Source organism: Desulfuromonas svalbardensis (genome assembly GCF_055389415.1).
This window is the reverse complement of sequence record NZ_AP042416.1, coordinates 870132-882777: the sequence shown is the minus strand read 5'-3', so window position 1 is coordinate 882777 and position 12646 is coordinate 870132. Positions and strand designations below refer to the sequence as shown.

Genomic DNA, 12646 nt, shown 5'->3' with positions numbered 1-12646 from the left:
TATTTCTAATAGGCAAACAAAACGCTTTCCCATCCAGTCTCAACTCGTCATTGGCACTGCCATTGCTATATAGAAGATATGAAGACAGCACATCTCTGCCACACCACAATCGCAGTTTTCAACAACTAAACATATATGAAGATGGGAGTCTGACAATGATTCATTCGGCATGGAATCGTATGTGGGAGATGCACGATGACGTAAAAGCGTTAGTGCTGTTCTCACCCGTAGCTCTACTGAAGCGGGTTAAAGGGCAAATAGACCAACCTTACCACCTCAGTGAAGGACGGCATGAGGACGATGTTGACCTCGCCGATGAGATTGATGAGGCCCCAGCAGAGCACACAGGTCGACTCAGCAGTGGCCCAGACGGTGTTAACGAAGGGGAACCACGCGAATATACCACGCGTCAGAAAATTGGCCTGGTGTTAGGCCCTTTATTGTTTATTCTCATGCTAGTGATCCCCACTCCGAACCAGATGGAACCTGCGGCGCAGAACATGGCAGCGATTGCGCTGCTCATGGCCACATGGTGGATGTGCGAATCGATGCCGATCCCTGCAACCAGCTTATTACCCATCGCGTTGTATCCCATTATGGGGATCATGCACACCAAAGCTGCTACGGCTCCCTATGCGAGTCATTTGATTTTCTTATTCATGGGTGGATTTATTATAGCCCTGTCAATGCAACGTTGGAACCTTCATCGTCGCATTGCAATGAATATCATCAAAGCGGTTGGTTTCTCTCCGGGACGATTGATCTTTGGTTTTATGGTGGCAACTGCCACCCTATCAGCGTTTGTATCCAATACGGCAACCACCGTAATGATGATGCCGATCGGGCTAGCAATTATTGCCCACGTTGCTGAAGAGGGCCGTAAAGAGGGCCTCGATAAAGAGATCGACTTCTCGCAAGGCAACTTCAACTTTGGTCTCAACCTGATGCTCGGTATCGCCTATTCCGCATCGATCGGCGGTATTGCTACCCTTATCGGTACCCCTCCAAACACCATTCTTGCAGGTTATTTACAAAAAACATATGGCTACGAGATCACCTTTGCATCGTGGATGAAGGTTGGAGTTCCTTTGGTGTGTATCATGTTGCCACTGTGCTGGTTTTGGTTGATCAAAATTGCCAATCCACTCAAACTTAAAAAAGTACCGGGTGGCCGTGCTCTGATCACCAAAGAACTCGAAACAATGGGCAAAATGAGTGTTGGTGAGCGCTGGACATCCGTTGTTTTTGCTTTGACAGCCCTGGGTTGGATTTTCCGTAAAGACCTAAGTTTTATCCTACCGAATCCATCTCTTGTCACCGATGCCACAATTGCCATGGCGGGTGCACTGGTTCTGTTTATTATCCCTGTTAATTTTAAGCGGAATCAATTTGTAATGGATTGGCACTGGGCCTCTAAAATGCCATGGGGTGTTCTTATCCTGTTTGGTGGGGGTCTTTCGATGGCTGCAGGTTTTAAAACAACCAAACTAGCAAACTGGATCGGAAGCCAAGTTAGTTTGCTCGCCGATGCACCAATCTTATTATTGATTATCGCAGTCGTTACACTGATCATCTTCCTTACCGAGTTAACCAGCAACACCGCAACCTCAGCGATGGTGATGCCTATTCTTTCCGCCGTTGCCATCGGCCTTGGCCAAAACCCACTGCTGTTGGTTATACCTGCAGCGATTGCGGCATCCTGCGCCTTTATGCTTCCGGTCGCCACACCACCTAACGCGGTGGTATTTGGCTCGGGATATGTCACCATTCCGCAGATGGCTCGCAGCGGTTTAGGCCTCAACATTTCTGGCATCATTATTACCGTTGTGATTACCTACCTTTTTGTCATGCCTAACTTTGGTATTGTCATCGACCAGATCCCCGCGTGGGTCGAGGCAGTCCCTAAATAAATATTCATCCACTACGCCGCTGCCATCTAGTAGCGGCGTAGCCAATTAGTTCAATCGTTCCACCCATTCTCCACCCATTCTCCACCCATTCTCCACCCATTCTCCACCCATTCTCCACCCATTCTCCACCCACTTCATCGTCCCCCAGTTCGTTCTCAAAAAAAACACCTCTATTAATAGATCCAACCTAAAATTAATTGTGTTGAAACTCTAACTTTATTTGTCTACTCTTAGAATAACAGTGTTCTACTCTTCCGGTCAGCCCTTTTGAACGCTCACACAATTGTTTGGTCATGAATTTGGGGAACGATTTGAGACTATTTTCAAAAAAAATTGAACAACCGGGTGATGAGCAGCGTTATTTTCATCGTATAGCGTGCCTCGCTCAATGTCTTTGGGCTGGTCTGCTTTGTGCCGCCTTAGTCATTCAACACCACCAAGGCGATCAAGAGGTTCTAGCGTTAGCTCACCAATCAGCAACCCTCTCATTCGCTTACAACGACAGTGTTAGGCGTTGGAATCTACACACTGACGGCGTCTATCTACCAACAAACGAAGCAGGACCTCTTCAGGTGATAACTCACGATGGATTGCGTTTACAACGAACCGTTCCTGCACAAATGTTAAGCCAAATACAACAATTTTCATCTCAGAATGGCGTACAAGGTAAAATTACCAGCCTCAATCCCATCAATTCCATCAATGCACCCGACCAATGGGAACGGGTTCAATTAGAAAAAGAACACCCTACATTTTTTTCACAAGTAACCCGCTATAACGGTCAGGAATACTATCGAACCTTTCACCCGATCCCTTCAGATGATCAATGTTTTACCTGTCACGACCAGCACCCCAACTCACGCAATTCCATTGATGGTGCCTTGAGTATTCGGGTACCACTGCAACCGCTTAAGATGATGTTACGTAATAAAGTGATCGGAACCACTGTTAGCCTGTTTATGCTTTGGCTATTGGGGTGTATCGGAATTACGACCATGACACGGAGCTTAATTAAGCGCATTTGCGCCCGTGACAAAGCTCAACAACAGATGTCACATAGTAAAAACCTATATAGCGCCCTGTGCGCAACAAACCAATCAATTGCCAAGCAGTTACCACAAGCTGAACTGTTTCAGGAAGTATGCGACATCGCAATTAAATTTGCGGGGTTTAAATTAGCCTGGGTTGGCATTGTAGATCAAGAAACACAGCACGTAATACCTGTTGCGCGTGCAGGCAGCATGTGCGATTACATCGACGAAATTAACGTATCGACCAACCCTCTCCTGCCCGAGGGAAAAGGACCAACAAGTATCGCTATTCGGGAAAACAAATCGGTCATCATCTCTAATTTTTTACAAGAACTTCGCGGAACGACATGGCACGACCCAGCTCAACGTAACGGAATCCGTTCTTCTGCAGCCTATCCCATTTGCTCTAATGGTGTCGCCATCGGAGCACTGAAGGTTTATGCAGACCAGACGGACTTTTTTAATGATGAACTAAATGACTTGATGCAACAAATGGCAAATGATCTATCGTTTGCCATCGACCACCTTGAACAACAAAGTCAACTTGAACATTCGCAAACACTTAACCAAACACTTATCGATGCTCTCCCTTATCCGGCGGTTTTAGCGCGCTATTCAAACCAACGCGTTATCACTGCAAATCGGAAAGCACTTGAAATGGGCATTGTGATTGGTGAAGTGAACCACTGTTGCCAACTGCCTGAACTGCACGATAACGATCAAATCAATGTGAAAGAGAAACAACGCGAAGATGGGCGCTGGGATATGATTTGCTGGTGTCCCGTCGATGAATCAAATGATGGCGATATCTATCTACATTTTGCTGTCGATATTACCGATCGAAAAAAACAAGAGTCACACGTTATTGATATGGCCCACCATGACACCTTAACGGGACTGTTCAATCGTCGCTATTTAAACACCCAACTTGAGCAATCATTACAACAAAATAAAAGGGCACCGTTCACCCTCATTCTTCTTGATTTAAACGATTTTAAACAGGTAAATGATCAATATGGTCATTTAACAGGTGATAAACTTCTGATTCAAGTATCTCGACGCTTACGTGGCGTACTGCGCGATTGCGATATTCTCAGTCGATGGGGCGGTGATGAATTTGTCATTATGATCCCAAACCGTTCGCTTACCATTGATGATGATCTGGTGCATAGAATCTTGCACATTTTTGATCAGCCTTTCCAATTTGAAAATCACCTCATCCGTTCTTCGTCCAGCATGGGTCTGGCAATCCACCCCGAAGATGGTTCGGCAGCCGAGGACTTACTAAAAACGGCCGATCGCAACATGTACCAGAATAAGCAGTCGACAAAAGTTAACCCGTAGCACACAATGATTAGCCATACAGACTAAAGGTGTAGTGCTCCAGAAGAGCTTCACCCTCCTCAATATTATTGCTTACAACTTAAGTCTATTATATTGACAACTCAAGATTAACAACCAATCGTCAGCTACCATTTCATCAAACAAGGCCGTCTAATTCATGCGCCAATTATTCCAAAAAACGGGACGACATTTTTATGCCATCCTCTTTGGTGAAGATGCTCTGGAACGATCCTGTCGTGAAATCTCCGATTCTGACTGTCACGAACAACGCTACAATCGTAGTTTGAATGTTGCCAATGGTGCGGCAACAAAGCTTGCTGAACAGCTCGCAGGACCTAACTTGGTTCTTATTTGGCTCCTACAAGTGCTTGGGAGCCCTGTTTGGATGCTCGGTTGTCTGGTTCCCATCAAGCAGACGTTCTCACTACTGCCACAGATGGTCGCTGCAGGGCAAATTCGCCGCTTAGCCATAAGAAAATGGGTATGGGTGTTTGCAGCACTCATTCAAACACTCTGCTTACTCCTCATTACATTCATGTCAACCACTCCGTCACCACTAATCGCTGGTCTGGCGATATTAATCCTTTTTTCAGTCTTCAGCATAGCCAGCGGCACCGCGTCTGTCGCCTTTCAGGATGTCATTGGCAAAACAGTAACGAAGGGCCACCGGGGTAAATTACTGGCCACGCGTTCGCTGATCGGCGGTGTTCTCACCCTCATTGCTGGCACGCTACTCACTCAATTAAGAGAGTGCCAAGATCCGTTATGGACCATTCAAATACTGCTGGTCAGTGCCGCTACGCTTTGGGCCATAGGCGGGCTGTTCTTTGCTGGAATTCGCGAAGATGCTGGAGCAACCAGTGGTGCCAGAAACCCCGTCAACGAAGTGAAACACGGGCTGATATTTTTCCGCCAGCATCTCGGTTTTCGCCACTTCATCACTGTACGCGCCCTATTACTAAGTGTTGAACTTGCGACCCCTTTTTATTTTATTCATGCGCGCTCCATTGGCTCAATCGATAGTTCTGATATCGGACTTTTGGTTGCGGCAATTGGTTTATCACAACTCCTCAGTAGCCCTTTTTGGGGACGCTTAGCAGATAAGACCAGTCGTAAGGTGATGCAATACAGTGCCCTCATCGCCGCAGGTGCGGCGCTGCTTGCTCTGAGTTTAATGTTGGTGCCGAGTGTTGATATTCAGAAATGGTTATATGTTGGGGTGTTTATCTTAATTGGTTTGGCAGAATCTGGAATTCGCCTTGGTAGAAAAACCTATCTTGTTGATGCTGTACCCAGCGAGGAGCGAGCGACCTTTGCCGCCCTCAGCAACTGCATGATTGGTGCTTTGGCCTTGGCCATGAGCGTACTCGGTCTAGTGGCTCAATTTTATGGTATCTCACTTTTGATTGCCCTACTCGGTGGCCTGTCCCTAATTGCCACCATCGCTTGCCAACGACTTCCTGAAGCCGACCACATGCTAAGTCATCGTCTCAGCAGGCTGTCGGACTTGACGGGTCGTAGGGAGAAATAGACTGCTTGAGAGCAGATAGTTCGCCTATTTGTCGAGAATTATCGAGAATATGGGCCAAATCAGGCTATTTCGCAGTAGATCCATGTTTAGTCTGGCAGCCTGCTAAAGCACTCTCTAACGTCGCATGCTGAAAGCGATAGCCCGACTCGATGAGTTTAATGGGTACGATACGGCTACTGGATAACAACAGCGCTTCAGCCATCTCACCAAGGATAATTTTAGCGATCCAGCTTGGTAACGGGAGGAATGTTGGACGATGCAAGCAACAACCGAGTGTTTTGGTAAACTGCCGATTGGTAACAGGTTGAGGTGAACACAGATTGATCGGCCCCGACAAACTCTCATCTTCGACGATATGTGCGACAGCACCGACCACATCAGCCAGGGCGATCCAACTCATATATTGTTGACCGTTACCGAAAACGCAGCCTAAGCCCATTTTGAATGGCACGAGCATTTTTGCTAACGCACCACCCTGAGCATCAAGAACCATCCCTAAACGGATATTCACCACCCGAACACCCGCATCGACAACGGGAGCAAGGGCTTCTTCCCACTGTTTGCACACCTGCGCTAGAAACCCTGTACCTTGCGCACTGGCTTCAGTGAGCTGTTCGTCGGCTCGGTCACCATAAATGCCCACTGCTGAGCTACAGATCAGCAGTTTGGGGCGATTCTCAGCTTGCGAAAAATATTCGGCAATACATTGTGTCCCTTGAACTCGACTCGATAAAATTCGTTCTTTTTTCTTTTTTGTCCAACGGCCACTGGCAATATTTTCACCAGCCAGATGAATCACCACATCGAAACGTTGATCACCAAGATCGATCACCCCTTGGTCTGGTTGCCAATATGGCGGCGTGGTCGAGCCGCGCCGTAAAGACACCACACTATGGCCTTGATGAGTAAAGTAGGCGGTTAGTGCCCGCCCTATAAATCCTGAGCCACCCGTAATCAAAAGTTTCATTATCACCTCAGTGTCATGTTTTGATCGTTAACAACTGAAGTAAGTTTAGCAGATTCTTTACAGTTGGATAGCGCGGGCCAATTCACGATCCATTGGCGCAACGGTGCGAATAGATTCTTGCCCGTTTTCGACCACCAAGACCTCAACCAATTTCTCTTTCGCGCCCTTACCGAATGAGGCGACAATCCCAGCAGCACGGTCTAAATCATCTTCGCTCGGCACACCACTTACCACGCCAAGCGGCCCAGAAAAGTCACAACTCCGTAGCAAAAATCCAACATCGCCGGCAACTCGCTTCAACGAATCGTTATTTGATTTATTACGCCCCAAAGTTAACTTTGCCTCCGGCGACAACCGAAATGGGCGACCATATTTAAGCAACTCAACATCGGTAACATTACACTGGGGTTGGTGATCAAAGAGATCTCTGAGTCGGCCTGAAAACGAGTTTTCAGTTAACATGCAACCACCGCCCGAGGATGGGTAGTCGGTCAAACCGAGATCGTGGGCAAGTTGTTCTTGCGGTTTACGTGAGCGACCTTGAATATCCATCAGCTGTTCACGGTCGACCAGGCCTTCCTCTTCCATCGCCGTAATAGGAAGTAGTTTGGCACTTAACGGCCGTAAAATTTTCGCCGCACATCCTGATGCTTTATTGACCGACATTAATGCTGTATGCACCTGACTTTTAGGTCGCTGACCAAGCACTTCACCTGAAAAGAGAAAATCGTAACCTTGCTCTTCCATCACCTTGCTAGCAAACTCAAACATTTGTGCATGACAGTCAATGCAGGGGTTCATATTGCGGCCATAGCCATAACGTGGATTTTTCAACATCTCCAAATGTTCCGCACCAATATCCATCACTTGCAATGGCAAATTGAGCACCTTTGCCGATTCGATGGCTTTTTCAGCATCAAAAAATGGGGTAACAAAACAGATACAATGGACTTCAATCCCCTGCTTGCGTAACAGTAATGATGCAAGAATACTATCTAACCCACCTGAAAAAATCCCTAATGCTTTAACCATGAACCAAGTTCCCTTTGACAAAAGAAGCAGGTCACCATGAGTGGTAACCTGCTTCAGCTTTATTTATGTTATCGATATGCCATCACTCAAGTGTGATGTACTTTCAACATTGATTAACGTTTATGACACCGCTTGCAATTTCCCTTGGCAGCAAAAGCTCGGCCACCATTATGACAAAAACCACATTGCTCGCCAGCATAAATATTTGCCATGGTAATTGCAACAGTACCTTGCTTCATTTTAGGAAATAAATCTGGATTATGACACTCGCGGCAACCTTTGGTAGCAATCTCATTGTGACGGGCGCCATCAAATGTAACCGCACCCATTCTCGCCTTTTCAAAGGACAACGTTTTCCCTTTTGATACTGCCATAACATTTGTTGCTGCCATCATGCACAACAGTGCACAACCAAGTAAAATCAAACGTTTCATCATCTCATCTCCTTTAAGAGTCTATTCGGGTAGGCAATCTGCCACCAACTGTAATACATGCGTTACCTTTTGAGGTAATTTGGCATGATTAATTGAATCCTGCAATTGCATCATACAACCAGGACAAGCGGATGCAACAATTTCAGCATGACTCGCTTCAATACCATCGGCCTTACGTGAACCAATCTTGCGACTGGTGTCATAATGATAAACTGAAAAGGTGCCACCGAGACCACAACACTTATCGGCCCCCTCCATCTCGACAAAATCAACACTTGGTAGGGCTTTGAGAATAGCACGGGGTTCAGCGGTGATCCCTTGAGTACGTAAGTGACACGGATCATGATACGTCACCCGTTTTTTCACATCACAGGCAGGCAATTGTGCCAACTTTTCAAGCAAACCGTTATCGACGAGATACTTCAGCGCATCGACAACTTTATCGCCCATCTGCTCATAGTCACCGCCCAATTCTCGATAATGTTTTCCTGCACCGGCAAAACACGATGCGCAGGCGGTCATAATCACTTCGGGAACGTTAGCAAAAGCAGCCACATTGGCATCGGCAAGTTGATCAACCGTATCACCATCACCCGCCGCAAGGGCAGGCAGTCCGCAGCAGCCTTGAGTCTGAGGCACAACGATTGGATAACCCATAAAACGCAGCACCTTAATCAGTGCTTCACCCACCTCTGGATAGGTAAAATTGATCATACAGCCGGTGAAAAACGAGATCAGTGGTTTATCACTGTCGCCAGCGATAGGGTCAGGGTAACGGTCGCGAAAAGGGGTGGTGGCGAACTCTGGAATACTGCGCTCCTGAGCGATGTAGGGCACAGGAAAACGCAGTCGTAAGCCACTGTGATCGGGGATCTTTTTAAACAACAACCCGCCCAATTTGTTACCACTCTTAACGAGGGTATTCATTAACTTTGGTCGTTTTATCACCGCAGTCAATGCCTTACCGAAGGTGGTCATCCCTTTACGATCAGATATCTCACGCCGTGCTGCCATGACAATTTCTGCCGTTGGCACTAAGTTGGGGCACTTATCATAACAAGAACCACACAGTAAGCACTGCGACATATCGAGAACGAATCGATCATTGAGGGGCAGCTCTTTATCGAGTAGCGCCTCAGCGATAGCAATTTTGCCACGGGCGACAGTTGACTCCCGCTTTAAGGTCTTGTACACCGCACACTGGGCCTGACAGGCACCGCACTTGACACATTTATCGATATCGTCACGGAAATCTTCTAATTTTTTATGATTACTCATCCGCTTTATTATCCTACCTGACCTGCAGTTGTGGGCAGGTCTTCAAGCAAAATCTTACCCGGATTCAACACATTTTTTGGATCAAGCGCCTGCTTAATTGTTTTCATATAGGCCACGGCTGCGGGATCAAGCTCCATGGGGATATAGGCCGCTTTAGTGTTACCGACTCCGTGTTCACCACTCATGGTTCCACCAAGTTCTAATGCTCCAGCAAACACCTCTTCAATGGCTTTTTCTGCCTTTTCAGACTGCCCTTCAATTTTACTATCGATCATCACATTGACATGAATATTACCATCACCAGCATGACCGAAATTGACGATGGGTATTTCATATTTCTCAGAGATGGCATTGACCTTGCGAATCATCTCAGGAACCTTACTACGTGGCACACAAATATCTTCGTTAAACTTATCAGGATTCACATTGCGTAAACTCGCTGATACCGAACGGCGCACTTTCCAAATATCTTCACTCTCCGCTGCAGTAGTGGCAATACGCGTGTTCACCACTCCAAGCGGCTGCACAATTTCAAGAATGCGCGTTGCTTGTTTTTCGATCATATCCTTATCACCATCAACCTCAACGATTAACACCGCTTGAGCTTCGACGGGCAAATCTAAGTCTGTTGATTGACGCAAACAGTCGAGGGTTGCGGCATCCATAAATTCCAACGTTGTCGGAATAATTTTACCGCGAATAATGGCGGAAACGGCCTGCGCTGCACCATCGATTGAATCAAACATAATCAACATGGTTTTTTTGGCTTCGGGAAGTGGCAACAACTTGATAATCAACTGAGTAATGATCCCAAGCGTCCCTTCACAACCGACCATCAGCTTAGTCAGATCGTAACCAACAACACCTTTCATCGTCGCGCCACCAGTGCGGATCACATCACCTTGCGGGGTTACCACTTCAAGGCCAAGGATGTAATCTTTCGTCACCCCGTACTTAACACAACGGGGGCCACCAGCGCACTCGGCGGCATTGCCACCTAAGGTGCTGAACTTGAGGGAGGCCGGATCAGGAGGATAAAACAAACCCACCTTCTCAACTGCCTGCTGAAACTGCTCCGTCACCACCCCTGGCTCAACGGTTGCAACGAGATTATCTTCATCAATCTGGATAATGCGATCCATACGACTGGTCACCAGAACAATGCCACCCTTGGTCGGCAAGCTACCACCGGTAAAGCCACTGCCGGCACCACGTGGAAAAACGGGAATATTCTCAACATTGGCCATCTTCATAACTAAGCCAACTTGTTGCGCATTTTCTGGAAAAATAACGGCATCAGGTAAAAATGTCTGTTGGGTTGCATCATACGAATAACACAACATATCCGTTGACTCGGTGGTGACATTTTCTGAACCAACAATATCTTCAAGTAAGAGAATCACTCGTGGAGCTAGCATGGTTTTTATCCCTTTTTGTCGTAATAGTTGTTCAAACTCAAACAAACTAAGTCTGAGGGCGTTAGCGATTGTTTAAAATTAAGACCATAACGGTAATCTTTTGCCATACTAAGCCATAACTATCTAACGTGCAAGCGTTAAATCATACGCTCTTTGATCCAAACAATAAACCTTATACTCTTAAAAAACACAGGACAACCGCAGCAGAATAGTGTCTAATCACAGCACTGATTAACTATGAACTATCACCCTATTAAGTAGCGATTTATGGCCCAGAAAAAAACAAAAAGTATCTTCACCTGCTCACAGTGTGGCTACCAAAGCCCTAAATGGATGGGAAAGTGCCCCGATTGCCAACAGTGGAATAGTTTTCTTGAAGAGTCGGTACCGACGGGTCGTTCCCATGCGCACCGCTCAGTTACTGGGCCAACCCCACAAATTCTACGCCTTGACGAGATATCCTCATGCACTGAAAAACGGCAACAGTGTGGGATTACAGAACTAGACCGGGTTCTCGGTGGAGGCATTGTACCGGGTTCATTCACCTTAATTGGCGGAGATCCAGGCATTGGCAAATCGACCCTGCTGTTACAAGCTGTTGCCCAGTTAGGCAAGGTCGGCAAAGCCCTCTATGTCACGGCGGAGGAATCCTGCTTGCAAGTTAAGCTGCGAGCAGAACGCCTCGATGTTCAGCCGCAGGAACTTTACTTGTTAGCTGAAACATCCCTTGATTCAATCTTAAAAAAAGTCGATGAACTTAAGCCTGACTATCTGGTTATTGACTCCATTCAAACCATCTTTACATCACAAATTGAATCGGCACCAGGAAGCGTTAGCCAAGTGCGCGAATGCGCCAGTCAATTGATGCAACGCGCTAAACAAAGTGAACTGCCTACTTTTATCGTCGGCCACGTTACCAAGGATGGAAGCATTGCTGGACCACGTGTATTAGAACACCTCGTTGACACTGTGCTCTATTTTGAGGGTGATCCCGGCCATCCATATCGCATTCTACGTGCGGTGAAAAATCGCTTTGGCTCCACCAATGAGATTGGTGTCTTTGAAATGAGTGACTGCGGCTTACGTGAAGTAAAAAATCCGTCGGAGATTTTCCTTGCCGAGCGTGCCGAAGATGCTGCAGGGAGCGTTGTCATCACCTCATTGGAGGGAAGTCGCCCGATACTCGTGGAGCTTCAAGCGCTCGTTTCCAGCGCTCCGTACGGCACAGCACGGCGTACCGCTATGGGTATTGACCATAACCGCGTATCACTATTGGTGGCCGTGCTGGAGAAAAAAGCGGGAATGTCACTCCTGAGCCACGATATTTTTATCAATGTTGCTGGCGGAGTCAAAATTGATGAGCCTGCTGCCGATCTTGGCATTCTGGCAGCGCTAGCTTCGAGCCATCTCAATAAAGTAGTGCCGCGACGCACCATTATTTTTGGCGAAGTGGGACTCGCGGGTGAGATTCGTGCGGTATCAAGGCCTGAGTTGCGCGTACAAGAAGCTGCTCGGCTCGGATTTGAGCGCTGCATTTTACCCGCAGGAAACCTTAAAAACCTTGAAGCGCCAGCAGGATTAACATTGCAAGCGGTTAAAAACGTTCAAGATGCCCTTGACCTTCTTTTTGATTAGCCACGAGCTAATAACAAGATATGTAAAATTGACAGAACAACAAAACGGGTTTACTTTATGAACAGA

The 12646-nt window shown here is 46.9% G+C and carries 9 protein-coding genes; 4 read left to right on the top strand and 5 right to left on the bottom strand.

What is annotated here, in order from left to right:
- The first annotated feature begins 155 nt into the window (after positions 1 to 155).
- From ACZ5KY_RS03865 to ACZ5KY_RS03855, 3 genes are all read left to right on the top strand, one after another.
- Positions 156 to 1910, top strand: coding sequence for an SLC13 family permease (locus ACZ5KY_RS03865; protein ID WP_464242590.1), 1755 nt, complete (start codon positions 156 to 158; stop codon positions 1908 to 1910).
- A gap of 311 nt (positions 1911 to 2221) precedes the next feature.
- On the top strand, positions 2222 to 4285 hold the full coding sequence (locus tag ACZ5KY_RS03860; RefSeq protein ID WP_464242589.1) for a diguanylate cyclase domain-containing protein: 2064 nt from the start codon (positions 2222 to 2224) through the stop codon (positions 4283 to 4285).
- Positions 4286 to 4442: 157 nt separating this feature from the next.
- Positions 4443 to 5816 carry an MFS transporter gene (locus ACZ5KY_RS03855; protein WP_464242588.1) on the top strand — a complete coding sequence of 458 codons (1374 nt, stop codon included), beginning with the start codon at positions 4443 to 4445 and terminating at the stop codon, positions 5814 to 5816.
- 64 nt (positions 5817 to 5880) lie between these two features.
- On the opposite strand, the gene ACZ5KY_RS03850 is transcribed toward ACZ5KY_RS03855, so the two are convergent.
- The 5 genes from ACZ5KY_RS03850 to ACZ5KY_RS03830 form a co-directional block, all read right to left on the bottom strand.
- Complete coding sequence (locus ACZ5KY_RS03850; RefSeq protein ID WP_464242587.1) at positions 5881 to 6783, bottom strand: TIGR01777 family oxidoreductase; 903 nt, start codon at positions 6781 to 6783, stop codon at positions 5881 to 5883.
- Between the two features lie 57 nt (positions 6784 to 6840).
- Positions 6841 to 7815: a thiamine biosynthesis protein gene (locus tag ACZ5KY_RS03845; protein ID WP_464242586.1), complete on the bottom strand. Its 975-nt coding sequence runs from the start codon at positions 7813 to 7815 to the stop codon at positions 6841 to 6843.
- Between the two features lie 113 nt (positions 7816 to 7928).
- Complete coding sequence (locus ACZ5KY_RS03840; RefSeq protein ID WP_464242585.1) at positions 7929 to 8252, bottom strand: c(7)-type cytochrome triheme domain-containing protein; 324 nt, start codon at positions 8250 to 8252, stop codon at positions 7929 to 7931.
- 18 nt (positions 8253 to 8270) lie between these two features.
- On the bottom strand, positions 8271 to 9527 hold the full coding sequence (locus tag ACZ5KY_RS03835) for a (Fe-S)-binding protein (RefSeq protein ID WP_464242584.1): 1257 nt from the start codon (positions 9525 to 9527) through the stop codon (positions 8271 to 8273).
- Between the two features lie 8 nt (positions 9528 to 9535).
- Positions 9536 to 10945: an FAD-binding oxidoreductase gene (locus ACZ5KY_RS03830; RefSeq protein WP_464242583.1), complete on the bottom strand. Its 1410-nt coding sequence runs from the start codon at positions 10943 to 10945 to the stop codon at positions 9536 to 9538.
- A 267-nt stretch (positions 10946 to 11212) separates the two neighbouring features.
- On the opposite strand from ACZ5KY_RS03830, the gene radA reads away from it, so the two are divergent.
- Entirely contained in the window at positions 11213 to 12580 is a 1368-nt protein-coding gene (gene radA, locus ACZ5KY_RS03825) for a DNA repair protein RadA (RefSeq protein ID WP_464242582.1), read from the top strand.
- Positions 12581 to 12646 lie beyond the last annotated feature (66 nt).

Excerpts from the sequence above, each read along its gene's own strand:
- ACZ5KY_RS03865 (WP_464242590.1), top strand. The coding sequence starts at position 156 with ATGATTCATTCGGCATGGAATCGTATGTGGGAGATGCACGATGACGTA.
- ACZ5KY_RS03855 (WP_464242588.1), top strand. The coding sequence starts at position 4,443 with ATGCGCCAATTATTCCAAAAAACGGGACGACATTTTTATGCCATCCTC.
- ACZ5KY_RS03850 (WP_464242587.1), bottom strand. The coding sequence starts at position 6,783 with ATGAAACTTTTGATTACGGGTGGCTCAGGATTTATAGGGCGGGCACTA.
- ACZ5KY_RS03845 (WP_464242586.1), bottom strand. The coding sequence starts at position 7,815 with ATGGTTAAAGCATTAGGGATTTTTTCAGGTGGGTTAGATAGTATTCTT.
- ACZ5KY_RS03840 (WP_464242585.1), bottom strand. The coding sequence starts at position 8,252 with ATGATGAAACGTTTGATTTTACTTGGTTGTGCACTGTTGTGCATGATG.
- ACZ5KY_RS03835 (WP_464242584.1), bottom strand. The coding sequence starts at position 9,527 with ATGAGTAATCATAAAAAATTAGAAGATTTCCGTGACGATATCGATAAA.
- ACZ5KY_RS03830 (WP_464242583.1), bottom strand. The coding sequence starts at position 10,945 with ATGCTAGCTCCACGAGTGATTCTCTTACTTGAAGATATTGTTGGTTCA.
- radA (WP_464242582.1), top strand. The coding sequence starts at position 11,213 with ATGGCCCAGAAAAAAACAAAAAGTATCTTCACCTGCTCACAGTGTGGC.